25 protein-coding genes and 2 pseudogenes are annotated in these 23,084 nt (G+C 38.8%); 6 read left to right on the forward strand and 21 right to left on the reverse strand.

All coding sequences use genetic code 11. From position 1 onward, the window contains the following. Window positions 1–14: 14 nt before the first annotated feature. Complete coding sequence (locus SCALIN_RS21610) at window positions 15–1,766, reverse strand: glycosyltransferase family 2 protein (RefSeq protein ID WP_133111733.1); 1,752 nt, start codon at window positions 1,764–1,766, stop codon at window positions 15–17. 454 nt (window positions 1,767–2,220) lie between these two features. Then, window positions 2,221–2,508 (reverse strand): transposase, encoded by a 288-nt coding sequence (locus tag SCALIN_RS23840; protein ID WP_203415387.1) that lies wholly within the window; start codon window positions 2,506–2,508, stop codon window positions 2,221–2,223. Between the two features lie 154 nt (window positions 2,509–2,662). On the opposite strand from SCALIN_RS23840, the gene SCALIN_RS06805 reads away from it, so the two are divergent. Further along, window positions 2,663–3,289, forward strand: a complete 627-nt coding sequence (locus tag SCALIN_RS06805) for a PEP-CTERM sorting domain-containing protein (protein ID WP_096893687.1) — start codon at window positions 2,663–2,665, stop codon at window positions 3,287–3,289. Between the two features lie 192 nt (window positions 3,290–3,481). Here SCALIN_RS06805 and rbr read toward each other — a convergent pair whose 3' ends face one another. Beyond that, window positions 3,482–4,060 (reverse strand): rubrerythrin, encoded by a 579-nt coding sequence (gene rbr / locus SCALIN_RS06810; protein WP_096893725.1) that lies wholly within the window; start codon window positions 4,058–4,060, stop codon window positions 3,482–3,484. Between the two features lie 182 nt (window positions 4,061–4,242). Next, window positions 4,243–5,103: a response regulator gene (locus SCALIN_RS06815; RefSeq protein WP_096893688.1), complete on the reverse strand. Its 861-nt coding sequence runs from the start codon at window positions 5,101–5,103 to the stop codon at window positions 4,243–4,245. A 402-nt stretch (window positions 5,104–5,505) separates the two neighbouring features. On the opposite strand from SCALIN_RS06815, the gene SCALIN_RS06820 reads away from it, so the two are divergent. Further along, window positions 5,506–6,159 carry a transposase gene (locus SCALIN_RS06820; protein ID WP_096893690.1) on the forward strand — a complete coding sequence of 218 codons (654 nt, stop codon included), beginning with the start codon at window positions 5,506–5,508 and terminating at the stop codon, window positions 6,157–6,159. 29 nt (window positions 6,160–6,188) lie between these two features. On the opposite strand, the gene SCALIN_RS06825 is transcribed toward SCALIN_RS06820, so the two are convergent. Next, on the reverse strand, window positions 6,189–6,374 hold the full coding sequence (locus tag SCALIN_RS06825; protein ID WP_096893692.1) for a hypothetical protein: 186 nt from the start codon (window positions 6,372–6,374) through the stop codon (window positions 6,189–6,191). Then, window positions 6,371–6,649 (reverse strand): annotated as a pseudogene (locus SCALIN_RS23845) (type II toxin-antitoxin system RelE/ParE family toxin); the annotation flags it as partial. The pseudogene SCALIN_RS23845 and the gene SCALIN_RS06825, both read right to left, overlap by 4 nt. A gap of 585 nt (window positions 6,650–7,234) precedes the next feature. Between SCALIN_RS23845 and SCALIN_RS06835 the strand changes: the two are divergent. Then, a complete protein-coding gene (locus tag SCALIN_RS06835; RefSeq protein WP_096893694.1) occupies window positions 7,235–7,720 on the forward strand; it encodes a hypothetical protein in 486 nt (161 codons plus the stop codon). 32 nt (window positions 7,721–7,752) lie between these two features. Here SCALIN_RS06835 and ltrA read toward each other — a convergent pair whose 3' ends face one another. After that, window positions 7,753–9,036 carry a group II intron reverse transcriptase/maturase gene (gene ltrA, locus SCALIN_RS06840; protein ID WP_096893695.1) on the reverse strand — a complete coding sequence of 428 codons (1,284 nt, stop codon included), beginning with the start codon at window positions 9,034–9,036 and terminating at the stop codon, window positions 7,753–7,755. Window positions 9,037–9,752: 716 nt separating this feature from the next. Beyond that, the gene (locus tag SCALIN_RS06850) at window positions 9,753–10,613 is read right to left on the reverse strand and encodes a reverse transcriptase domain-containing protein (RefSeq protein ID WP_096893698.1); all 861 of its coding nucleotides are present in this window, start codon (window positions 10,611–10,613) and stop codon (window positions 9,753–9,755) included. Between the two features lie 666 nt (window positions 10,614–11,279). Here SCALIN_RS06850 and SCALIN_RS06855 point away from each other — a divergent pair. Both SCALIN_RS06855 and SCALIN_RS06860 read left to right on the forward strand, forming a co-directional pair. Next, entirely contained in the window at window positions 11,280–11,660 is a 381-nt protein-coding gene (locus tag SCALIN_RS06855; protein ID WP_096893699.1) for a GxxExxY protein, read from the forward strand. A 119-nt stretch (window positions 11,661–11,779) separates the two neighbouring features. Continuing rightward, entirely contained in the window at window positions 11,780–12,829 is a 1,050-nt protein-coding gene (locus tag SCALIN_RS06860) for a tyrosine-type recombinase/integrase (protein WP_096893701.1), read from the forward strand. Window positions 12,830–13,002: 173 nt separating this feature from the next. Here the strand turns inward: SCALIN_RS06860 and SCALIN_RS06865 are convergent, their stop codons facing one another. The 6 genes from SCALIN_RS06865 to SCALIN_RS06890 form a co-directional block, all read right to left on the reverse strand. Continuing rightward, a complete protein-coding gene (locus SCALIN_RS06865) occupies window positions 13,003–14,076 on the reverse strand; it encodes a tyrosine-type recombinase/integrase (RefSeq protein ID WP_096893702.1) in 1,074 nt (357 codons plus the stop codon). Beyond that, complete coding sequence (locus SCALIN_RS06870; RefSeq protein WP_096893704.1) at window positions 14,073–14,393, reverse strand: helix-turn-helix domain-containing protein; 321 nt, start codon at window positions 14,391–14,393, stop codon at window positions 14,073–14,075. The genes SCALIN_RS06865 and SCALIN_RS06870 overlap by 4 nt, the downstream gene beginning before the upstream one ends. 333 nt (window positions 14,394–14,726) lie before the next feature. Further along, window positions 14,727–15,737, reverse strand: coding sequence for a protein rep (locus SCALIN_RS06875; protein ID WP_096893705.1), 1,011 nt, complete (start codon window positions 15,735–15,737; stop codon window positions 14,727–14,729). A gap of 650 nt (window positions 15,738–16,387) precedes the next feature. Beyond that, window positions 16,388–16,591, reverse strand: a complete 204-nt coding sequence (locus SCALIN_RS22020; RefSeq protein WP_096893706.1) for a hypothetical protein — start codon at window positions 16,589–16,591, stop codon at window positions 16,388–16,390. Window positions 16,592–16,713: 122 nt separating this feature from the next. Beyond that, complete coding sequence (locus tag SCALIN_RS06885) at window positions 16,714–17,763, reverse strand: hypothetical protein (protein ID WP_096893707.1); 1,050 nt, start codon at window positions 17,761–17,763, stop codon at window positions 16,714–16,716. A 129-nt stretch (window positions 17,764–17,892) separates the two neighbouring features. Continuing rightward, window positions 17,893–18,321 carry a hypothetical protein gene (locus SCALIN_RS06890; protein ID WP_096893708.1) on the reverse strand — a complete coding sequence of 143 codons (429 nt, stop codon included), beginning with the start codon at window positions 18,319–18,321 and terminating at the stop codon, window positions 17,893–17,895. A gap of 43 nt (window positions 18,322–18,364) precedes the next feature. Between SCALIN_RS06890 and SCALIN_RS22025 the strand changes: the two genes are divergently transcribed. Beyond that, on the forward strand, window positions 18,365–18,526 hold the full coding sequence (locus SCALIN_RS22025) for a hypothetical protein (protein WP_162532133.1): 162 nt from the start codon (window positions 18,365–18,367) through the stop codon (window positions 18,524–18,526). Window positions 18,527–18,636: 110 nt separating this feature from the next. Here the strand turns inward: SCALIN_RS22025 and SCALIN_RS06895 are convergent, their stop codons facing one another. The 7 genes and pseudogenes from SCALIN_RS06895 to SCALIN_RS06930 all read right to left on the reverse strand — a co-directional run. After that, window positions 18,637–19,755, reverse strand: coding sequence for an IS91 family transposase (locus SCALIN_RS06895; protein WP_096892569.1), 1,119 nt, complete (start codon window positions 19,753–19,755; stop codon window positions 18,637–18,639). Next, window positions 19,752–20,659, reverse strand: a pseudogene (locus tag SCALIN_RS06905) (tyrosine-type recombinase/integrase). The gene SCALIN_RS06895 and the pseudogene SCALIN_RS06905 overlap by 4 nt, the downstream one beginning before the upstream one ends. Window positions 20,660–20,714: 55 nt before the next feature. Next, window positions 20,715–21,065: a hypothetical protein gene (locus SCALIN_RS06910; protein ID WP_133111735.1), complete on the reverse strand. Its 351-nt coding sequence runs from the start codon at window positions 21,063–21,065 to the stop codon at window positions 20,715–20,717. 84 nt (window positions 21,066–21,149) lie between these two features. Continuing rightward, entirely contained in the window at window positions 21,150–21,557 is a 408-nt protein-coding gene (locus SCALIN_RS06915) for a hypothetical protein (RefSeq protein WP_133111737.1), read from the reverse strand. A gap of 5 nt (window positions 21,558–21,562) precedes the next feature. Continuing rightward, on the reverse strand, window positions 21,563–22,102 hold the full coding sequence (locus tag SCALIN_RS06920) for a DUF4365 domain-containing protein (protein WP_096893711.1): 540 nt from the start codon (window positions 22,100–22,102) through the stop codon (window positions 21,563–21,565). Between the two features lie 219 nt (window positions 22,103–22,321). Next, window positions 22,322–22,534: a hypothetical protein gene (locus SCALIN_RS06925; RefSeq protein WP_096893712.1), complete on the reverse strand. Its 213-nt coding sequence runs from the start codon at window positions 22,532–22,534 to the stop codon at window positions 22,322–22,324. Between the two features lie 10 nt (window positions 22,535–22,544). After that, window positions 22,545–23,084, reverse strand: a 540-nt coding sequence (locus SCALIN_RS06930) for a hypothetical protein (protein ID WP_203415385.1), incomplete at its 5' end; no start/stop codon positions are given.

A 23,084-nucleotide genomic window follows, 5' to 3' on the forward strand; every position in this document is an offset into this window, starting at 1 on the left:
TATTTTCAGGATTATTATAAACCAAGTGTTCTTTGACTGGTTTCAGTAACATCATTGGTAATGTTTTTTACTACATAATAGTCTTTATTCTGTCCTTCAAAATAGGATCGCATAATTATTTCACCCAGAAGTCCCATAAAGGCAATCTGTAAGACCGTCAGCAGTAATATTCCTGAGAGTAATATTATGGTATTAAAAGAAACAGACAGCGTTGTAAACAAAGCTAAGCAAGATAATACGAGTACGACAATTAATCCCATTCCGGCAATTTTTGCTGCAATCTTGCCAAAAAACTGTATCGGAGTGGTCAGATAATCTGAAAAGAAACGTATGACGATTAAATCAAAAATAACCCTTGATACCCGAGATAGATTGTATTTTGGTACTCCGTTTATACGTGGTCGGTGATTTACAGGAACTTCAGCAACTTTAACGCCAAGCCACGCGGCAAATACTGGAATAAATCGATGCATTTCCCCATACAAATTAATATTCTTTATTATCCCACGCTTGTATGCCTTAAGGGTGCATCCAAAATCCCTCAACTGAACACCGGTTCCCTTTATCAGTTTGTTTATCAATCTGTTTGCGATGAATGAAGGTATTCTGCGTGTGAGCATTTTATCCTTTCGTTTTTCACGAAGACCGCTGACCAGATCATAACCTTCAGCCATTTTTTCAAGAAGTATTGGTATATCTGCAGGATCATTCTGCAGGTCACCATCAAGCGTTATTACTACCGCACCCCGGGAGTACTTGAATCCTGCATTGAGAGCCGCTGTTTGTCCGTAATTTCTTCTCAAATAGATCACCTTTACATCCTTGTCTCTTTCAGCGATTTTTTCAAGTTCGTTACCGCTTCCGTCAATACTTCCGTCATCAACAAAAATAATCTCATATGCCTGTTTAAGGTTGTTTAATGTATCAAGCAGCTCAGTATATAATAAAGGAATGTTTTCTCTCTCATTACATATTGGAATGACTACAGAAAGCCCAATATTTTGAAGGTTTGCCTTGTCCTCAAAATCTTTGATTATCTTTAACGGTGATATCTGAAACGGTTGATCTGAAAAATATAATTCAGTATTAAGGTCGAGATTAACATTCTCCGATTTGGTTATTGCAAATTCAAATTTTTTCTTAAGATTAATGACTTCAGAGTTTTTCCTGTGGTTGATGTAAAGCTTGTTAACCACTTTCTGCGCTTTAGAAAGATCATTGACTGCCAGATATACATAGCCTGTATTAACGACTGCTACGATGTAGTCAGGTTTTATTTTAATCGCTTCCTCAAAAAAATGGATAGCCTTACAGTATTTATGCTGTAAATGGAAAAGGACACCAATATCATTTAACAATTTATAATTGTCTGGCTGAGTTTTAATAGCCATTTCAAATATCTCTGTTGCTTCACTCAGGCGATTTGAGCTGTGCAATAGTAATCCATAATTATAGAGAAATTCAAAATTTTCAGGCTGTAAAGCAAGTGCCTTTTTAAAGAACACCTCACTCTTTGAAGCATTATTCAGTACCTTGTGCGCATTGGCAAGAATGAATTGTAACTCAGCATGGTCTTTATTTAAATCGGCGGCCTTTTCAAGATAGAATATTGCCTTTGATATCTCACTTTTTTGAAAATAAAAAATTCCCAACTGAAGATTGATCTCATATGAATCTGGTTCTCTGTTCAGCTTACGGTGTAGTTGCTTTAACCCGTTCTTTTTAATCTTCTTCTGAAATTGTTCTTTTACCTCAATATCAATCATGGTTTGTTTCTACTGATGCCAGACATTAAATTTTGGCTAAAACAGACAGTTATTAGGTTTAAAATAATGATACTTTTTTATAAAGCCATTTTTCCTTAAACTAAGGTTAGCATAATCCATGCCTAATATAGTTATTTTCTGTAATTTATAAAACCTGCATATTGTTTTTTGTAACTGGTTATATAACAGAAGCTTAGAAGCGTCAGTAATGTGAGAAAAATAGTAGCCTTTCTCTTCATTTTATGCCTCCATCATGGGTGTTCAATTATTCAACAATACTTTTTCAATTATTCAACAATACTGTGACAGGTGCAGAATCACATTTGTGAGAAACAACATATATAAGATAATACCGGAAGCAATTGATGATATACTTACAAATGGGGTTATCAAAGAATGCTCAACTGTAGGCCCTAGAAAAGCTGATAATATCAGTATACAAATGGTGCACCTTTTAATTATCAAGAACCAGAAATACCTTTCTTGCTGATTCTTTAATAAGACGTTTCATAAACCTTATGAGAGTATCAGAATTCATTTTATTCTCATATACCATAAATCTCACTTTGCCTTGATTCGTAACGGTAGAGATCAAATTGACCCGTTTGCACCTGGGGTGAAGACGAATTGCTGGTGTTTGTCCTTTTGGTGCATAGCATCTGCCATGATAGCTCTCATTACAAAGCCCAGTCTCATCTCCCCAGTGAATTTCTGCTCGCTCTTTTTTAGCTCTTTTTGCAATTGAGGGATACTCCCGTGTGCTGTTATCGCTGAGTTTCCACTTGGCTCTAGTATTGTATTATGTTATAAAAGAAGATTATGCAATTTCTAATAAAAATAAAAATGGCTATACCGCATGAAATAAGTGGATAGGTTGTCTTAATAAGGAAGGGAGGATGGATGAGATGAAAGCAATAATGATAGTTATTATAACAACACTCACAGTGATACTATTCCTAGGCAGGGAAGGGAAGGCATTTCCTATCGAGGATCAAGTCAATGATGACCGAACGACAACAACACCTACGATCTTCAACGCAGACGGTGTGAGCCACAATTGGCAACAGGGAGTCACTACCGGTATAGCAGGAGTATTAGTAAGCATAGACTTATTCTTAGAAGAAGGGACTACTTCACTCTATATAAATAAGGGAGCTCCGTGGGAGACGGATAAAGATGAATATAATGGGATTATAACTGGGGACGCGGGATGGGGGTGGCAGACTATAGATCTCACTGCCTCCAATATTTCTTTAGCACTAAATGAAACATTTGTCATAGGAATAAAGGGAATAGGTGGTGGATTGAGATCGGAGTACAATACTAACGTCCCTGAATATGCAGGTGGATCACTATATTATAATGGAAATCCATGGTTAGTGTCTAATAGTGACATGTTATTCAGGACATTTATGGAGCCGAACTCTGTCCCAGAACCAACAACCGTCACCCTCTTGGGCATAGGCTTAGTCGGCCTTGCAGCTGCAATAGTAAGACGCAGACTGAAAAAGACCAGATTTTGAGTGTAAGATTACACTATCTTTCCAATCCTTCACCTGACAAAGCGGCCTGGCTTTACCAGATGCCCCAATAAAAGCCACGGAATAAATATACGAATTGCTTTATTGAAACCACTACACCAAGCAAACCGCAAAAGTCAGGACAGCCTCTGTAGACCCACATCGTTAGACAATCAATGTGCATTTACATGTTGTTTACCAGTTTTCACCTAATAGTTCAAAATAAGACTGTGGATGAAGGCAAGCTGGGCATAATTTTAGTGCTTCTTCCGCTTCGTGCAAATAACCGCAGTTTCTGCAACGCCATGTTACTTTGTTATTTCTTTTAAATGCCCTACCCGCTTCAAGGTTATCGGCAAGATCCTTATACCGTTTATCATGTTGCTTCTCTGCCACAGATATAGCCTCAAATGCTTTTGCTATTTCTTCAAATCCTTCTTCTTTTGCGGTCCTGGCAAATCCTGGATACATTTCTGTCCATTCATATTCTTCACCAGCCGCTGCAGCTTTAAGGTTTTCTAATGTACTTCCAATTGTACCTGCGGGAAAAGACACTGAAACCTCCACATCACCACCTTCAAGAAATTTAAAGAATCGTTTGGCATGTTCCTTTTCCTGATTTGCAGTTTCTTCGAATATTTCTGAAATTTGGACTAAACCTTCTTTTTTGGCTTTACTTGCAAAAAAGGTATATCTATTTCTCGCTTGAGATTCTCCAGCGAAGGCTGTGAGTAAATTTTTCTCAGTTTGAGTTCTTTTTATGCTTTTTGACATTTTTTTCTCCTTTAAAATTACAAATTTTATTAATGTATTTTCCTGTATAACTTTCCGCATAAGCAACTACCATCCGTGTGCATGCTTGCAAGTGAGGCGTGGAGCGGCAGCCTCAAGAACTATTAAATCACACATAATCTGGTGGTTGGCGTAATGCTATTCGTTATGCCATGTTGTTGATTTCATTTAGAAATAATAATTTTTGCAGCTTCTTCCCTCAACACACTTATGTCCATTGGTTTTGCAAGGTATTTTACCCGATTCTGATCAAAATAAGCTTTCCTTTCAGATGATAAATCTCCTGTCATGAACAAAAACCTGTTACTTGATGTTGGGTATTCTTCAATTGTGTTTTGGTAAAAAGAGAGGCCATCCATTATCGGCATATCAATGTCAGCGATGATCAACTTGTAAAATTTCCTTTTTATCAACTTGAACGCCTCTTTGCCATTATGCGCAACATCGATATTTCCTGAACGATTTAGCAGCGATTTAATCAGGTCTGTTATTAATTCTTCATCATCAACGATTAAAATATTTTCAATCCAGATAGGAGGTAATTCTTTTATTTTTTGCAAAGCGTCCGATTTACGTTCTACTGTCCTTAAGAAGTGTTCTATCTCCTTAATATGGGCTTGAATCCTGGCTGCCGGATATTTGAATTCACTTGTTTTATCTTTTAAAAAATTTACTGCGTATAGAAAAACGTCATTCCATTCTGATAGTTCTAGTTCGACAATCTTGTTGATAAGTTCATCTTTAGACAGTGTGTTTTGTTCAAGCCCGTTTTTTATGGTCGATATTTGGTTGATAATTTTTTCATTTGTTTCTTTATCAATAGAAATGGCAACGGTAAAATCAGGTTCGGAATCTAAAAACAATGCTGCACTTCCCATGACATGGTAATGCCAAGCTTCATCCTCTGCGTTATGTTCAAGAAATTTTTTAAATACATCGTCATCGGAATAAATGGATGCGGCTTGGTGATACATTTCACCTGCAAGATGTTCAATCCCTCGAAGCCATTTAATTATTTCTTTCATTGATTTCTTACCATATAAAAAAATTTTATTCTACCATGATTTTGATTTTGAGACATAAGATTAGATTGTGTGAGGAACGAACCACAATCTAATCTTATTCGCTATACATTTATTTATTGTCAAATTGTCAATAATTAATATTGGCTCTTTTGCAGAATCTATGGGTAAAAGTAAGCCAAGAAAAAGAAAAAAATATTGTTTTATTTAAAGGGAGTCTCACCAAAAGGAATATTTTTTATTCCTTTCTCCGCCACCCACCCCTCTTTTTGGTGAGGGTGGGCGGCTCCGAAAGGAATAAAAAATAAAGCCTTCTTTAAATTTCAATAATAAGCATTGCTGTTACAATTTGTTAAAATAAGTTCTCTATAAACAATATAATTAACAAATTACAAGTAAACAACAATGCTTATAAAAACACTACTCAATAAATGCTACCCTGTCAAGGGATTCATCTATGGCAATGTTATATTGTCTGATACCAAAATTACTGTCAAAGTAAAAGAACGTAAAGGAACCAGAGGTTTATGTAACCAGTGCAAAGAAGCTGCGCCAACTTACGATCATCTAAATGAACGATATTTTCGCTTTATACCTTTGTGGGGTTACATGGTCATGTTGGCATACAAACCGCGACGCGTAAGTTGTCCTGAACATGGAGTAACCGTAGAACATATTCCATGGGCCCAGGGCAAAAGTCCTATTTGTGAACCTTTCAGAATATTTCTTTCACATTGGGCGAAGTATCTTTCCTGGCAGGAAGTAGCCAGACAATTTCGTGTCTCATGGAGAAACGTATTTGAATCAGTAGAGCATGTTGTTGAATATGGATTAAAGCACCGTAACATGGATAATATCAACGCAATAGGTATAGACGAGATACAATACTTAAAAGGACACAAATATCTGACATTGGTTTTTCAAATAGACACTGCCTGTAAGAGATTGTTATTTGTAGGGCAGAACCGATGTGCTAAAACATTGTTGCGATTCTTTATTGATTTTGGTAAAGAACGATCTGGAAAATTAAAGGCAATTTGCAGTGATCTCTCTTGGTGAAAAAATTTCAATAAAATCTACTGCCATAATCATATCTGGTGTTGAATTGAGTTGATGGTTTCTAGCAATATTTTTTTAGGCGCATTTCTATCTATTTTTTCTTTTAAATCATCCAACATCTCATCTAATTTCCTCTCTAATTTAGCTTCATGGTAGGCTTTTGCAAATTCAGGATTTTGCATTTGTTCTCGAAGTAAGCTTTCGTAATTTGTCATAATTCCCTCCTATCGTTATATATTTTTCTTAGCACTTTGGCCCTCTCTATTTCTTTAGTTGGAGTTTTTTGAGATTTCTTAATGAAACCATGAGTTATAATGATTTTAGCTCCCTTTATGTAAAAATAAAATGCTCTGGCAATTCTATCACTAAGATGTGTCCTTAATTCAAAAATACCGTCCTCTACATGTTTAGATAGTTTCTCTTTTATGGGTAAATTATTATTTTTTAGTTCTAAAAAGTAATTAATTGTTTCAAATATTTTAGCCCTGTCTTTTGTATTGAGGCTCTAAACAAATTCTTCAAATGGCTTATCATTATTTTTTATTTCTACGTATTCAATTTCATATTCTATATTCAAAATTAATCTTTCTATCTGAGCCTGCACCCAACGTCAAGTGGATATATTTTTTTACAGATTTCATGTGTAATTGTTTTAAGCATTGGTTCCTTTGTTTCTACGGAAATTAATTGATTTGGTTTTCACCATATCTTGTATCGTTGTGATTTTAATAGTATATCTGAATTGTTTCAAGTGTATTCTTTATAGTCATATAACGGTATAGTATTTTGTATGTAAACTATCCTGATGCGATAGTATGCTTAATATCAAAATAGCACAATTTGTGATTAATTTCCGGCGGTAATTTACTTCCTTTTATACACTTCAGATAATTTTAATATGCTAGAATACGTTTAGTTAAATTTAATACAAACAATAACTGGAGGGGTTATGAAGAATACATCCACAAACAAGAGTGAATCAGGAAAATACTATTGGTGAGCACATTCAGCACCAATTGAGGTATTAACTCGCAAAACTCGTAATCAATCACCAAAAATAGAAGATTCGTTTCACATGTTGAGAGATAGCACCGCATGCCTGTTTTTATTTGAACTAATTAAATTGAAATATAATTTTGGAGGTATATTGTACAACATTCCTTCAGATATTTTCTTTCCAAAAATGAAAACAAGCGATCTGCTTTCCTCGCCTCTGCCTAATCTGTCAAACAAAGATATAATTCTGCATTTAACTAGACCGGCACTGAACGATGATAAAAAAAATGACAGGAGGTGGCTATTTAAAAGTGATTTGGAATTAGAGAATGTAATATTTCAAAACATGAGGAAGTTCTTCATTTATTGCAACAGACAGCGCGTTATATTGTCCAACGAAATGAGTAATTATTCACCGCCGAGTAGGCAAGGGAGAGTTTCACTCCCAAGCCTCTCACAGGTAGGGTCGAGAACTGGCGAAGTACAATGCCCGCTTCCAATTCCCGCCACGTCAAACGCAGCATGCGGTTTTCCCGCACTACGCTTTCCTATTAACTTCTTCTAACGGCTTATAGACCTATCGATCTGGCAGCACTTTCAAACTTGGTATCGTTCAATTCTATAGTTACTGAATAACTTCAGAGTATTATATAGCCAATTTCTACTCCACCTGTTCCAGCCGAAGCCACCTCGTTTTCTAGCACGCATAAGATTTCTACGGATTTTCTTTTCCACCCAGTCTTTAACATAACCAAAGCACCTGCTGGAATTTCCAATCCGAAAGTAATTTACCCATCCACGTAACATAGGATTAATTATTTGTATAATCCGATCTACTGGCTGTGAATTAAAACGACGAAACACCTCCTTGAGTTCTCCAAGAAAGGCAGTTCGAGCTTTCATTCTCGGGGTGACTAGCACACCTTGTTTCCCCAGACGTGTTTTAGTTCTTCTAAAATCAAATCCAAGAAAACTGAATGTTCCACCACGGGTAAGGTCAACCAGTTTCGATTTCTCCCGGTTAAGCTGGACATCAAGCTTATCCAACTCCTCAAGTAATCTTTTCCAAGCTGCTTTTACCAGCCAGTTCCATTTACGAAAGCCGTCAACCAAAATCACCAGATCATCAGCAAATCTAGCATACTCAATGTAAGTATATTTGCCTTTTCGAGTGACTTCCTTGGCCCTCTCCAGCATCTTATCCACCTCGTTGAGGTAGATATTGCTTAGTAAGGGCAAGATGACGCCTCCTTGAGGAACGCCTTTATTGCCGTTAACTTTCAATATGAGCTTCAGCAGCCTCATAACCTTGTCATCATCGACCCTTTCCGCCACCTTATTAAGAAGAATATGATGACGAACATTATCAAAATAGGCACTTAGATCTATATCGATAATTTGGGTCTTCGCCTTGACTACTGCTTCCGCTACACGGTTAACAACCGTATGAGCATGTCTTTTAGGACGACAACCATACGACCCCTCTTGAAAATCAGCTTCATAAATAGCTTCCAAGATCAACTTGAGAGACCCTTGAACCACCCGATCCTTTATAGAAGGTATCCCTAAAACCCTGACGTTGTCTTTGCCTTTGGGAATTTCCTTCCTGCGGTTTCGTAGTGGCTTGTAGGTACTTGAGACCAGCTCATTTCGTATCTGCTTGATAAAGTCATCAATTCCACCCTCTTCGACATCTTCAAATGTTACACCATCAATTCCAGGCGCTCCGTTGTTTCGTTTTGCCATATGATAGGCTTCATGAAGTGTATCAAACCTACAGACATGGACATACAGTCCCCAAAAACGACATGTCTTGTCAGCCTTCGCCTTTAAATATATCTTCCGCCTCAGTTCCTGTAACCCAATGGGCTCCTTTATCATAAAACCCTTACCTCACAATATTGTTGGAAGAATGTTAACAGCAAGGTTTCTTTGCTCCACGAATGTTAATTCGCTTCACGACTACTACAAACCTATCCGCCACCTTCTCGTCTTTCGATACACTTCCTGCTGATACAGTTATAGCATCTACCTTGCTCCAAGAAATTTCTCTCTCGGACGAGGAAGGCTTCTCCAGTTGCCCTGCATGTCCTTGTTGCCGTGCTATCGCTACCACCCCGCCGGAGTGAATATTCGTGTCAGTCAGATTTCGAATATCCATGCTGTCTTCGCTCTACGGTTGCAAGCTCGACCTCCGGGGCTTCTCACTTTCGGGGCCACCTATGCGTTCACTCTCGTTACGGCCCGGCAACTCACTCACCTCTCTAAAAGAGGCTTTGTCAATGGGCTTCAGACATTTGGTTTCCCTCTTGTCTGCCATTCAAGCTAGAAGGGTTCTGGCTCTTCCCCTGACAGGACTAACTCCTGCTGAACACGCCAGCCTTATCTGGACGCACAACCGGACGTGACAGTACCCCGTCATACGGCTCGTGTTATTCTTGATATGCCTCAACTGTAGCCAGCTTTCCAATGATAAAACAACTCCGGGTTCACTTGTCTTATCGTTTTGAGTTTTGCCACTGCTTTTCGATAACCAGTCTTATGCTTCTTACCTAGCCATTTGACCAGTTTCCGGTCTATCAGCAGTAATGTGTTTCTCAGCTCCTTTTACTATACTTCCCATAATACGCTATCCACCCTCGAAGCTTAGCATTAAATCGTTTGGAAATCTCAGATATTTCAACCTTCGTATTACGCCAGATCTTCATCTCTTTTATCACTGACCGTATTCTCTTCTGGTTGGATCGGCTTATTTCGGCTGCAAATGCTGTAAAATTCTTGCCATCCCTCTTGCTCTTTCTTGCTCTTGGCTGATAGCTGAATCCAAGGAATTCAAACTTACAATCGCTATGCGTTGCTCTACGTCTGTAGTCTCTGCAATACGATATACGTGTCTTCTCCTCGTTAACTTGCAGTTTTACCTCTGCCAGTCTCTGTTTTATCGATTCCAGTACTGTTTCTGCCTCTGCTCTGCTTGTGCAGTGTACCACTGCATCATCTGCGTATCTCACAAAGCTCACTTGCGGGTAGTGCTTAGATAGCCACACATCAAGTGAAAAGTGCAAGTAGAGGTTTGCAAGCAAAGGGCTTATTACTCCTCCTTGCGGCGTGCCCTTCCCGGCCTTTGGCTGTAGCGTGCCATCTTGCTTTTGCACAGGCATACCTAACCATCTCTCTACATACATCTTTACCCACTTCTCTCCTGAAACATGTTCTACTGCTTTTAGCATCAGCACATGATCTATTTCATCAAAGAACCTGCTTATGTCCATATCTATCACCCAGTCATGCTTGTAGCAGTTCTGTTTGACTTGGTCTATGGCTTGATGTGCACTTTTCATTGGCCTGTATCCATAGGAATTCTCATGAAAAAGGCAGTCTATCCTCTTCTCCATGTAGTCCTTCACTACTTGTTGCGCTATACGATCTCGCAGTGTCGTTATTCCTAATTTACGCATTTTGCGGCCTTTCCGCCTCTCTTTACCTTGCGGTATGCGTTTAACACCTGGTTGTACTCAATTGGTACTGTTTTGCATACGTGCATATTCATTTCTTAATCTTCCCTCACCTTTTTTTTCTTCTGCAAGGTTGTTGTAGTGAATATTCCACTGAATAACCTGAGCCCTTCACTCCTTTCCGCTTTCGCGGAATGCCATCACTACTATGGCTCAGTCCGACTTCCGTTTCACGTCTTTTACACACGTTACCCCGAAACGGATATCCCGTGTTCCATAATAAAGCCAAACTTTAAGTCATGTCGCCTGTATAACGGCGGGCACATAGCCAGTAAACAGGTTTCCGCTATGCTTATCTCTGCATCCTCAGCACAATGCGATTTTGCCCTACAACTTATGCGATTTCGTTACTTCTTCAGCGATTCATTTGCATTCATCTCTTAAAGCCACACCTGATGAGTCTTTCTCACCTTTTCTCTATCCGTTCACCACAGCAGCTTTACAGCGTTTGCAGCGTAGAGTGGTTTGGCAACCCCACCTGCATGGTGTTGCCGATACTTCGCAATGGTTAACGATTCCATTGGTGTATCATCTTTATTACAACATGTTAAAGAACTCCGTTCTTTAACTTCACGGCACAAGCAAAGAGCGCAAAGGAGATCGAGAGTGATGAAAGAAGAAGATCGGTTGTCAAAAGAAATCATAGGTGCAGCAATTGAGGTGCATCGTCACCTTGGTGCGGGGTTATTAGAATCAGCATACGAAGAGTGTCTTTGTAAGGAATTGGAAATTAGAGATATTGGGTTTGAGAGACAAAAACCTCTTGCTGTGGTTTACAAGGGAATAACATTAGATTGTGGATATAAACTGGATGTAATAGTCGAAGGCAAAGTAATTTTGGAATTAAAGTCTGTTAACAAGTTTGAACCAATTCACGACGCACAACTTTTGACATATTTAAAGCTTGCAGGTTTAAAATTGGGAATTTTGATCAATTTCAATGTTTCAATTTTAAAAGACGGGATTAAGAGAATAGTCAATAATCTTTAAAGCTTTGCGCTCTTTGCGACTTTGCGGTGAACTATTTCTTTTCAGAGACATAGTAATGGTATATAATACTGCCGATAGCGACATACAGATACAATCAGGCTTCGGGAAAGGATATATAAATGTTTAAACGAAGCGATATCTGGTGGACGTGTATTAGTCATAACGGCAGGAAGGTTCAGAGAAGTCTTGAAACCTCTGACAAAAAGCTTGCACAAGCTATAGAGGCGAAGATCAGGACTGAGATTGTGGAGGGAAAGTATTATGAGAGATTGACAGGACAGCGCAAAACCTTCAAGGATATGATGGACAGGTTTATGAAGGATTATGCTCCTACAGTCTCAATGAATACTCAAGAAGGATACAAATATTATTTAAAAAATCTTAACAGGTTTTTTGGCAATCCGGGGTTGATGTCTATAACACCTAAGATTGTAACGAAATATAAATTGTATCGCAGAGATAACGGAGCAAGCCCTTCAACTGTAAACCGTGAGCTTTATATGCTTTCAAAGGCTTTCAATCTGGCAGTTAAAGAGTGGGAGTGGCTAAAGGATAATCCTGTTTCCAGGGTACAGAAGGAGCGGGAGAACAATGAAGTTGACAGGTGGCTGACAGAAGATGAGGAGAGAAGGCTTCTTGGAAATAGTCCTGACTGGCTACGTGAGATAATAGTTTTTGCTTTGAACACAGGTTTACGACAGGATGAATTGTTATCCCTTGAGTGGAGCCGTGTAAATCTGCTCCGTAAAACTATTCTGATACAAAAGACTAAGAATAATAAGCCCAACACTCTTCCTCTGAATAGCATAGCATTGAATGTCCTTATGAAAAAGCATGAAAGTAAGGTGAGAAGCATTAAGAATGATCTTGTGTTTATCAGTAAGTCAGGTTCAAAGATTTGTAAGCGTAACCTGATAAGGGCTTTTGCCCAGGCATTAGAGAAGGCGGAGATTAAGGATTTTACATTTCATTGTCTTCGTCACACCTTTGCCACAAGATTAGCCCAGAATGGTGTAGATATTTATAAAATAGCGAAGCTCTTAAATCATAAAGACCTGAAGAATACGCAACGCTATTCGCACCATTGTCCGGAAAGTTTAATGGTTGGTGTTCAGATTTTGGAAAAGTTTGACTACAATTTTACTACAATGGCTCAAAAAGGTGGTTGAAAGTAGTTCTTGTTTTGTCGTAAGTCCTTGTTTGATAATATGGGCGATACTGGACTCGAACCAGTGACCCCTTGCTTGTCGATTAATTCTTCTAATCACAAAGTTTTCCAGTTTAGTACTGACTGGTTTATCCCGTCTAGGTTTATGACAATTTTACTGCGACCATTTCCAGTCTATTGCAGACTGTTTTGAAATGTTTTGGTCACAACGTGGTCACAATCACTAACTCCCTGTCCCTTCTGTAAAAGACTATCAAGAGTATTGACTGCTTTTCGTTTGTGTCCTGATGCAAGGTGAGCATACCTCAGCGTCATGGTTAATGACTTGTGTCCAAGCAAATCCTTTACACTGACCAAATCAACACCTGCCATTACAAGATGACTCGCAAAAGTATGTCTTAAGTCGTGGAACCTGAAATCATGGATACCAGCCTTCCTTAATGCTGTTCTAAAGCTATGCTTGATTGACTTGTATGGATTACCATCCCTGTCAGTAAAGACGTAGAGACTTTCAATGCTGTGTGGCATCTCACTAAACATCTCCTGAAGTGTATCATCTATCGGGATTTCCTTACGTTCACCGTTCTTAGTTGTATCAAGCAGGATAAAGCCGTGATTCAAATCCACCTGTTTCCATTTCAAGCCTAGAATCTCACCACGCCTCATTCCAGTATGCAAGGCTACAGTTACAATCGGCTTTAAGTGAGGAGCACAACAATCAATCAACGTTTTACACTCTTCAATGATTAAGAACCTGAGACGCCTATTGTTCTCTTCCAATGGCTTTACCATACGCACAAGTTTCAAAGCAACCTCACTTGCCATCTCCCATTGAACACCCTTGTTAATCATGTGCTTTAAACAGCCTGTAAGGCGGTTCACAGTAGAAGGCTTATTGTATTTAAGTCTTACACTCTGCCACTGCTCAATGACCCTTGGATTCAAATCCTTCACATAAAGATTGCCAAAGACTTCAACCAGTTGTTTGACCCAAATCTTCTTCGTCTTATGTACTCTCTGCCTCTCTGTCCATTTAAGATATTCCTGCGCCAACTCAGCAAGTTTACAGTTATTCACAGTATTCTTAATCTCTGGTCTCCTGGCTTCACGGATTTCCCTTTTACGGCTATCCAGAATAAGCTCAGCCTCACGTCTCTTCGTTGTGTTGGTACTCTCTCGATAACGCTTGCCATTAAGCCTGTAATCAATGTAGTACGTCTGACCACGTTTGTATAAACTGCCATTCATATTTTCTTCACCCCCTTCCCAATATATCTAAGGTTATAATGACTCAAATCGGGATGGTACGGATTGTCTATCCAAATGTCAATATCTCTTTTTCGGAAACGTGGAAATTTACCTATTTTCTTAAAAGGTATTTCTCTTGTATGAATCTTTTCGTATACCCAGGACTCTTTAACCTTTAATTGGTTTGCTAACTCACCTACCGTCATTAACGTATTACATTCTGAATCATGAGAGCTGTTAAGCAATGGTTTAAGCCTTGCAACCACCTTCTCAACAATATCATTTATCAGTTGTGAATTATCAATTTCAATTTTCATAATTCAGATTTATCAAACGGTTAATTTTGTTATTCCAACACCTTTTGCTTTTGCCGTATTTGTAAAAAGTTTTTTAATAAATCATCCTGGAGTAAAAAACATATTACAAATACTTTGACACAAAGCTTTCTAAAATTTTATGTATATTCCTTTTCAATATTGAAATTTCTTACAGTATAAAAAAGCATGCCAAAGATAAGGCATTTTTGTCATGCTTATATATACTTCCAGAAACCTTTAGTTTAAAAGCATTATAAAAAAACGTTTTCAAAGATGGTTTTATGAATCTTCAAAAAGTTTTTTTACTAAAAGATCAGGAAAGCAGGAATAGTATTAAGATGAGTCAATCCTCCCACTTTGAAAAGGTTCAGGTTCATAACTGGCTGACCATATCTCTATGAGACCTATCTTTATTGCTCCAAGAGCATACCCGACCAGTTCACTATCAACACCAGTCTCTTTAAAGCATTTATCAACAACCTCCTTAATGGTTCCTAACGTTTCATATTGTTCTTCCTCCTCCGGTGAAAGCCCTTCCATTCCTTCACCGTTCGTATCGTCCAGGTTTTTCAGGCCGTAACAGTTACCAAACTTTGACACCATCCTTTTTCCCTTCATATCGACAATAATCTCTTTTAGCCTGGCTTCATCAATATCAAGACCAAATTTCATAGAGTACTTTGAAATCTCCTTTCCGTATCCTTCTGTTACCGGTCTGATGTCTGAAATTGTTCCAAGTCCTACTTTTAAGAGAACATGCTCAAGGTCTTTCTTTAGTGGGTCTAGAAAATAACCATTGTCTCTAAGCTGCATATTCTCAACCTTACGATCTACAGCCAGATCAACAAGCATATGCGAGTGAACATGCCAACCAGTTCCTACTTTGTACGTAATTTCGATATGCTCTACACCTCCACGTATATACCTTTTCCACCAAGAACGCTCTTTTTTGAGTAAGCTTGTTGATTTCTTAAAACACTCAACAGCAGTTTTTAAACTATCCCTGTTTAGTTCATTAGCAGTTATTGTCAGTAAATGAGGGTTTTCCATGTTTTTACCAAGTTCTTCTACCTTTCGAGACAGAATAGACGCACGATATGAGTTACATACTGGACATACTCTGTCTTTACAACGAACCTGCGGCTCATATAAAACATTGGATGGGTCTCCCTTCTTTACTTTCACAAAAATAGTATTTCCGCATATACCCATCCTTTTGGCTCTGGCATCCTGACCAATTTCACGGATATATTTTTCAATACGGAAAAGAGCTCTAAGTCTCCAGCTATTTTTAATGGTCATAACTCTTGATTTTTTCTCTTTTTTCACTGCGCATTTACACATAATTTTTCTCCTGAAAAGGCTATAAAAACGGCTTAAAACTGCCAAATTGTAAGTTGTTGTATTTCAACATCTTAAAAAATCGTGTTCCGGTTGTTTCTTAGTATCAAGTCTATAGGGCTTCTCCCATAAACAAGCCAAGCTGAAACCAAAAAAAAACCAGTGTTTGCGTGCGCTTGGTGGGCGTACTCAACACTGGTTTTTGTAGTTGATATATTATGGATTTTAACTAAGCTATTACTATTATTCTTTTTCATTGGTGAATGGGAATAATGTTCAGGAGAACATAAGTTGCCGCTTATGTCTTCCTTTTTTATGTAATAAAATATCTATAACAAATATTTATAAAAAGTAAAACGGTGTATTACCGTAATTCAAATACAGTATCTGATTATTCAAAAAAGTACAGAGGTGTTCCACCTACTTTTATATCAAGAGTAATAATTCTCATTGTATCATCTATTTCTTGTTTGAAGTTAAAATACCATAACATGTTTTAGCACATTAATGTTTTATGGGGGTATAAAATGCTAACAAGTTTCCGGCGGAAACATTAATCACAAATTAATATTTAAAATTAAAAAGGCCATAGTGTTTTTACACTACGGCCTATAGTATTAAATCTTGTTAGACATATCCATGACATCAAATAATTATTTCATGTCTGACTTTTTAATCGTCATGTGTCCTTTGTGCCCCAAGACTTTTAATGATTCCTCATCAAGAAAGAAGTATCTCTTATATATATCAGAGCTGCAAATATGTGTACATTTTATATAATCCAAGTATACTTTGATGAGATCATCAAAGGCGGGGTCTATCTTCTCTTTCCAACTATTGTATTTATCAACTTTCATGCAAAATGTGTTTTTCAGCCGTTGTGGGATTTCAATCCACCAATGCTGCAAATAAAAGATACTTTAACAGTGTTCAAACTTAGAAATCACGCACGTGATTCAAAATCGGTTGCTAAATATTGTTATATGTTTGTGTCCATCTCAATAATGAAAAGACCTTCATCATTCCGTGTAATCCAATCCGGCAACGGATTTTGTTCTCCAACAGCGAGGTGGATTTTGCTGATAATCTCAAATGTAACAGAGACTGTGTTTTCCACTGTTGGTGAATCGAGTTCATAAACTTTGGATAACTTTTCATATCCACCAAAGCGTTCAGGGGCAGAGAATGGCGAAGCATGTACGATTGAATCTCTAAATGGTTTGATAGTCTCTCTAAAAGACTTTAATGGATCATCGTCAACGTTCAACGGCTCAGTGTCGTTAGCTACAATACCGGGAATCTTGGTAAGTTTGTCAATAATGCTGGCCTGCCCTTCAGTCAGTATTTTCTGTTTTTTATTTGATAATTCTGAGATATCGTGGGTCTGAACATAAGCCCAAGAAATTCCATTTATGTATGCCTCAACAAGATTGAAACAGGATAAAATACACATTCTACGATTGTACGCACATTCTCTACAGAGTTCCGAAATCTTTTGTCGTTTATTTTGCTCTTTCACATCCTTCCAGGATGTGCCGTGAAAGAGTTTCAATTGTTTTTCAATCTTGATGACGTTATTGTACGCAATGGCCATATCTCTAAAAAGATGCATCTCAGGATATTCCATTTGCAAGCCCCAAGGTGAAAGAATAATTGTAGAATGCAAAGGAGCGCCTTTCAAAACCCTTTCTTTTGGTTCACCGAAATCTCTGATAAATTCAAGTAGTGGTAGCCGCCAACTACTATTATGCTCGATTAATGGTTCGTATAACTTTGCTAAGTCTTCAGGCCGTAGGTTTTTAAAATTTCTCCTACAAAACTTCGCAACTTCACCTCGTAAGACCTTTCGTATAGATTCTATTCTTGTTTTGAGTACTTTTCTCGGTTTCTCGATATACGAGTCGGGAAAGATAAGTTCCATCTCTCCATCCAGTTCACCCAACAAGAGTAGTCCAACTTGAGCTGCTCGCTCGAATTTTACGATTTCAGCAACCTCACGTTTGCGACCACCAAATGTTATTTGAGACATATTTTTCCTCAAGAGATTATTGTTTATTTTGCTATCTGACTTTACCTCATAACGAAAAAATCAGGCATAAGCTAATAAGAATGCCGTTTCAGCGCCACTACGCTTCTTCCTTTTAACTGAATAGGCTGGTTAGCCGTAGCTTAAGTGCTTTTCCTTTTTAAACCAGTCATGATTCTCTTCTGAAAATCTAATGAAGCGAAGAGTTTGCTCGTAGTAATCCGAAAAACGGGGATCAGTATCAAGCTTAGAAACTAAAGGCTGTATATCTATTGTTCTGCTTTCTCTCCATCTCCTGGGCCAATCCACAGTCATGCCGGTACAATATTTCTTCTTTTCGTCGTTTTCTTGAACATCCGGTTTGTAATGACTCATGTATGGTAAAACGGTGTTCAAATGGAATCCATTGTTAAAACCAGGCTTGTTGAATGAATTGCCGAATGAAACACCAATCCACTTTTGTAGCCGTTCGGTTCTTGCAGCTTCAATTATTGGTTGTCCGAGATATTTACCAGAATCTTTATTGAGGATCGCATCACCAACAGAAATTGTCCCTCGCAATGGAAGTTTATGTTCAATGCCATAACGAATAAGGTTAGATTGTGTGAGGGACGAACCACAATCTGAACCGTTTGTTGGACAAGCCCGTTGTTTGGGTGCTAAACATTGTATAAGAAAATATCTTATGAAGATTGCTTCTCTTTTTTACCGCAGAAGCTATGAAGCCAAAGAAGTGGATTTTTCAATTGCTGTCGTCATGCTTTAGGAGCTACAGAACATGGTTTTTCGGCCATTTTACCTCAAATTTGGGCAAACGGGGGCCATCTCGACCCGATAATGCCGTTTTTGCAAATCTTAGATGCATAGCGGATTCGATTACATAACCAGAACAGCCTCCTCTTTTGTTAACTTGTAGGGGAAAGACCTGGATTTGTGTGATGGAGGTATCATCGTTTTTATGATCTTCATTATTCCTCCACAGCATTTGCACGTAAGCTTTGGACGCTCTCTGAACCAGGCTGACGACTTATTCGGGTTGATACCGGTAAGGTACTGAAGCAATGCAATCAAGCGTTTGCTATTAGGGTGGAGGAAACCAAAGTTCCGTGTTCGCCTGAAACCTTTGGGTAGAACATGCTGGAGAATCAACCTGAGAAACTGCGGGCCGGGAAGTGTTCTTGTGAGCATTTTTTTGCTCTTACTATCCTGGTAACGAAAGGTCACCTGACCATCTTTGCACGTAATAATATCTTTCTCTTGAATGACCCCTTTGTAGAGATAACGACCAAGATAGACCAGTGCCTTTTCACCGTTGCCGACAAATTTGCAATCGACGACCCATGTTTTGGGATAATTAACTGGAAGCGTAAGAGCCGCTTTGTTCACGGCATCGAGCATTTTTGCTCGAAACACTTTAGCCAGCGCTTTGTGATTGAAAAGGTACCGCGTCTTTCCTTCGCTTTTTTTGAAGCTCCAAAGCTTTTTCTTCTGATTGATGGCCCCGGCTGGCATTACCAGATGGATATGCGGGTGGTAATCGAGAGAGCGAGAGTGGGTGTGCAAAACAGTGATGGCTCCAGCGTTTCCTTGTAATACGCTGTCATTTTGGACAAAGGTTTTTACGGTTTCCCAACAACACTGTATCATTATCGAGTAAAGCAAGCGTTGATGCTGCCATGCTAATGATCGAAGCTCTTTGGGTATAGTAAAGGTGAGCATAAAATAGTCAGCAGGCACTTCTTTTTTCAGTTGACGCTCCAACCACTGCTGACACTCATGACTCTGACAATGAGGACAATTGCGGTTACCGCAGGAGTGCGGTACAAAAACCTGTTTTTCACAGTCATTACATTGGACCAGCATGACGCGGCTTTGCGTAGTGCGACAATCCTTCATGGCTGCCAGGGCTTTGAATTGACTTGGCAGGATCGAACCATGATAAAGAGTGATAAAGTCAGCAATGAAGGTCTCAATTATAGAGGAGAGAGATATCATATAACATTCCCCCATTCTATGGAAAAACCATTCATCAAATCATTAATTAATTGCAAGGCATTACGATTTGTATGAGAGGTCAGGTGGGTATATTTGGCAGTGGTTAAAATACTGTGGTGGCCGAGGATTTTTTGTACTTCAAGCAGATCAACACCCGCCTCAATCAGATGGGTTGCGTAGCTGTGTCGCAGACTGTGTGGTGTAATTTTTTTTTAATTCCACACTCCCGGGCTACCTTACGCAGAGTGGCCTGAACGCCATTTCTATTCAGAGGTGTTTTTGCCAGGTGGGCTGATTTCAAGCCACCATGACGGCCTGGAAATAGAAAGACAGGATTGCGATGAACAAGCCAAAAACGGCGTAAGAGATTCAGGGTTACCTTTGGCAGGGGTACGAAACGGTCTTTATTGCCTTTGCTATCGCGGATATGCACCCGCATTCGCTGAGAATCGACATCGCTAACCTCAAGACGTAGTCCTTCACCCAGGCGGAGACCAAGACTGTAAAGAACAAAGTAGAAGGCCCGGTAACTGAGTTTTCTCGTCACCTGGAAAAGTTGGTGGGCTTCATTAATGGTGACAATATCGGGCAAACGTTGCGTTTTGGGTGGTTTAATAAGATTTACTTGCTCCCAACGCTTATGAAGCACATGAGTGTAGAAAAACTTTAGTCCGTAGAGGTCTAATTTGACTGCGCTCCATGAATGGGTATTGAGGAGATTGGAAAAATAGTCAAGTAGTTGCTGTTCAGATAGATCGTGTATCTGATTGTCAAAATAATCACCGATCCGTCGGATGGCACGTGAATAAGCCTCGATTGTTTTTGGCCGGAGTCCTTTCAAGCGTAGGTGCTTTAGATGCGTTTGGTAATTTTTGTTGAAATCGGATTGAGATAATGTTTTCATAGACCTGTAACCTCCTATTTGTTAATAGATTCACCCTCCCGTTGAGGGTGTGAGGTTACATTATATAATAAATTTCCGATTTTGTTCTCCGCGATAGCGGCTTCGTCCAACAGATTGTTTCAGCAATTAGATGTGTAAAACTTGGCAACGACATTTTGCTATATTTAGTCCAAAAAAGTATCGTGTCGCTAAAATAGGCATTCCCAAGTTCAAGCCACCCAACTGCAACATGTCCATCGGGGGTTGGAACAACATCTACGCCACCAGTTTGCTCCCTCACATACTCGACCAACCTGTCATATCGTTCTTTGATTTGTTTGAGTCCAATGGCCGAGAAAAGGCTTTCAAAGCCAAGAATATCAAAAAGGCAAAGGACTTGTTTATCATCAGACATGTTTATTCTCATTCAGCGACTCACGCTTCACATAAACAACCACCACCTGTGCACAATGCTTGCAAGAGAGGTTTGAAGTGGCAGCCTCAACAAATATTAAACCGCATGTTTATTAGTGGTTGGCTTAGTGCGATTGGGTTCACCCTCATGGTTAAATCGTCCCGGTGCTAAGAGCATTACCATCTCAAGCACCAATTCCATTAATTTAGACCGAGTGTTATGAATGCTATTTTTATCGAAAACAATATCAAAATCCGGAGGCACTTTTTCCCAACTATCCAATTTCTCAAAATTGGGAAATACAGAAGTAACCTTGGAGCTATAGGAGCCAATCCAAGCTTGAAGCGTATGTGTGCCTTCTGAATCTTGGTCGAGTTCAGACAGTAATTGCGACAATGAAGTAACTACTAGCCGATGCTGTATCATTTCCATTATTCCAAGGATACCGTCCTGCTCTGTGTTTCTTCTATCAATTGGAATGGGCTGATGATCTATGCTGTTCAATTGCCTTACAGCAGCAACAAGGTCATGAATTGTAGGTAGCAAAGATTTGGCATACGGGCTGCATATAGAGATTCATTCAAATTTCGGTAGTGCCAACGTAGATTTTCTTTGATGATTTCCCATGCGCCTACATTCAATGAGTTTTTTCTCGGAACACAGATTGAGATCGTTTTATCTTCTCTATTTCTTAATGAATCCCGAACTTCTTCAAAAATATCCACATGCCAGCGGTAATAACCGCATTTTTCGGTTGCATCATATACGACAACAAGAGTTGGTAAAGGACTTAGAAACCAATATTCAATAGTTGAGTGCTTTAAACCTGATACTACAATATTTAATTCACGAACCTTGGGATAATTTGACGATTTTACTTGAACCCGAAACTCTCGACCATTTAGATCAGAGCTATCGCATATAACAACCACACCATCTACACCGACATCAGTTTTGGGAGGTTGAAGTACCCAGCCCGAAGGAAGTTGAGACTCAAACCATATTTCACCCTCTCGACCGATTATCTGAGCTTCAGATTGTTTGGGCATATTCTTTCCTTTATGAGGATAACGACCTGCATAAGTAACCACTACCTATGCGGTGACGTTAGCAAGAAAGGCTTGGAGTGGCAGCTTCAATAAATACTAAATCGCATGGTTATTGGTGGTTGGCTTAATGCGATTTTAATAATGACTATTCCTTTTCGCAGTTAAAAATGCATATCAACGATAAAGGATTGCCCCCATCCTTTTATACTACTACTCCCATTAAATTCTACCAGATCCACCACATTGTGGGCACGGTTTACCTGAAGACCCCAAAGTAAGTGCTTCTTTGATAAGCATTTGCCCTTCAAGTTTAATATTCTCATCTTCCGTCGTTTCTTTTTGCCAAGAATGCTTTGGTCGCAATTCGTTATTATATTCTTCTATTACATTTCGAGCTTCTTTGATTTTCTGCAAAACCTCTTTTTTTGTCATGCTTTACCTCCTATACTGACGTGGTTTTAACTGATAAAATGTCAAATTTCTTCATATCTTCATATGCCCTTGTCATTTCAGAGCTTAAAAAAGCTTTGCAACTCTTCGCATAACCTGGGACTTGCTTGTTACAAACATTTAATGTTTCATATAAAAGCTTAAAAGAAGGCCAGTAGCTTTGATACAATACTATTTTTTCAATTACATCATGATTCCATAAGGATGCAGTTAAATCTAGAGCGTTAGCTGCATTGTTAACATCAGGCCCAATTAAATTGTCAGTGTCAATTTCGTTTACACCTCTCCATGCCATATGTAGATCAATTATCCCTTGCCTTTTGAATATCCTCTTGTTTATATTTGAAGCTCTTCCTGCCAAATAAACGGCAACCAAGCTAATAGCCAAGCTAATAATACTACAGCTAGCAATAATTATCTCCGGCCATTTTTCCTTTATAATACTATTCCCCGTTTCACTGCCGAAAGAATTGCCAGCAATAGTGAGAAGCAAAATTGTTGTAAGTATGAATTGTTTCATATCATATTCCTT

This window comes from Candidatus Scalindua japonica (assembly GCF_002443295.1).
GTDB classification, from domain to species: Bacteria; Planctomycetota; Brocadiia; order Brocadiales; family Scalinduaceae; genus Scalindua; species Scalindua japonica.

Coding starts and splice junctions, on each gene's coding strand:
- SCALIN_RS21610 (WP_133111733.1), bottom strand. CDS start 1,766: ATGATTGATATTGAGGTAAAAGAACAATTTCAGAAGAAGATTAAAAAG.
- SCALIN_RS06805 (WP_096893687.1), top strand. CDS start 2,663: ATGGATGAGATGAAAGCAATAATGATAGTTATTATAACAACACTCACA.
- rbr (WP_096893725.1), bottom strand. CDS start 4,060: ATGTCAAAAAGCATAAAAAGAACTCAAACTGAGAAAAATTTACTCACA.
- SCALIN_RS06815 (WP_096893688.1), bottom strand. CDS start 5,103: ATGAAAGAAATAATTAAATGGCTTCGAGGGATTGAACATCTTGCAGGT.
- SCALIN_RS06820 (WP_096893690.1), top strand. CDS start 5,506: ATGCTTATAAAAACACTACTCAATAAATGCTACCCTGTCAAGGGATTC.
- SCALIN_RS06825 (WP_096893692.1), bottom strand. CDS start 6,374: ATGACAAATTACGAAAGCTTACTTCGAGAACAAATGCAAAATCCTGAA.
- SCALIN_RS06835 (WP_096893694.1), top strand. CDS start 7,235: ATGTTGAGAGATAGCACCGCATGCCTGTTTTTATTTGAACTAATTAAA.
- ltrA (WP_096893695.1), bottom strand. CDS start 9,036: ATGATAAAGGAGCCCATTGGGTTACAGGAACTGAGGCGGAAGATATAT.
- SCALIN_RS06850 (WP_096893698.1), bottom strand. CDS start 10,613: ATGCGTAAATTAGGAATAACGACACTGCGAGATCGTATAGCGCAACAA.
- SCALIN_RS06855 (WP_096893699.1), top strand. CDS start 11,280: ATGAAAGAAGAAGATCGGTTGTCAAAAGAAATCATAGGTGCAGCAATT.
- SCALIN_RS06860 (WP_096893701.1), top strand. CDS start 11,780: ATGTTTAAACGAAGCGATATCTGGTGGACGTGTATTAGTCATAACGGC.
- SCALIN_RS06865 (WP_096893702.1), bottom strand. CDS start 14,076: ATGAATGGCAGTTTATACAAACGTGGTCAGACGTACTACATTGATTAC.
- SCALIN_RS06870 (WP_096893704.1), bottom strand. CDS start 14,393: ATGAAAATTGAAATTGATAATTCACAACTGATAAATGATATTGTTGAG.
- SCALIN_RS06875 (WP_096893705.1), bottom strand. CDS start 15,737: ATGTGTAAATGCGCAGTGAAAAAAGAGAAAAAATCAAGAGTTATGACC.
- SCALIN_RS22020 (WP_096893706.1), bottom strand. CDS start 16,591: ATGAAAGTTGATAAATACAATAGTTGGAAAGAGAAGATAGACCCCGCC.
- SCALIN_RS06885 (WP_096893707.1), bottom strand. CDS start 17,763: ATGTCTCAAATAACATTTGGTGGTCGCAAACGTGAGGTTGCTGAAATC.
- SCALIN_RS06895 (WP_096892569.1), bottom strand. CDS start 19,755: ATGATATCTCTCTCCTCTATAATTGAGACCTTCATTGCTGACTTTATC.
- SCALIN_RS06910 (WP_133111735.1), bottom strand. CDS start 21,065: ATGAGAATAAACATGTCTGATGATAAACAAGTCCTTTGCCTTTTTGAT.
- SCALIN_RS06920 (WP_096893711.1), bottom strand. CDS start 22,102: ATGCCCAAACAATCTGAAGCTCAGATAATCGGTCGAGAGGGTGAAATA.
- SCALIN_RS06925 (WP_096893712.1), bottom strand. CDS start 22,534: ATGACAAAAAAAGAGGTTTTGCAGAAAATCAAAGAAGCTCGAAATGTA.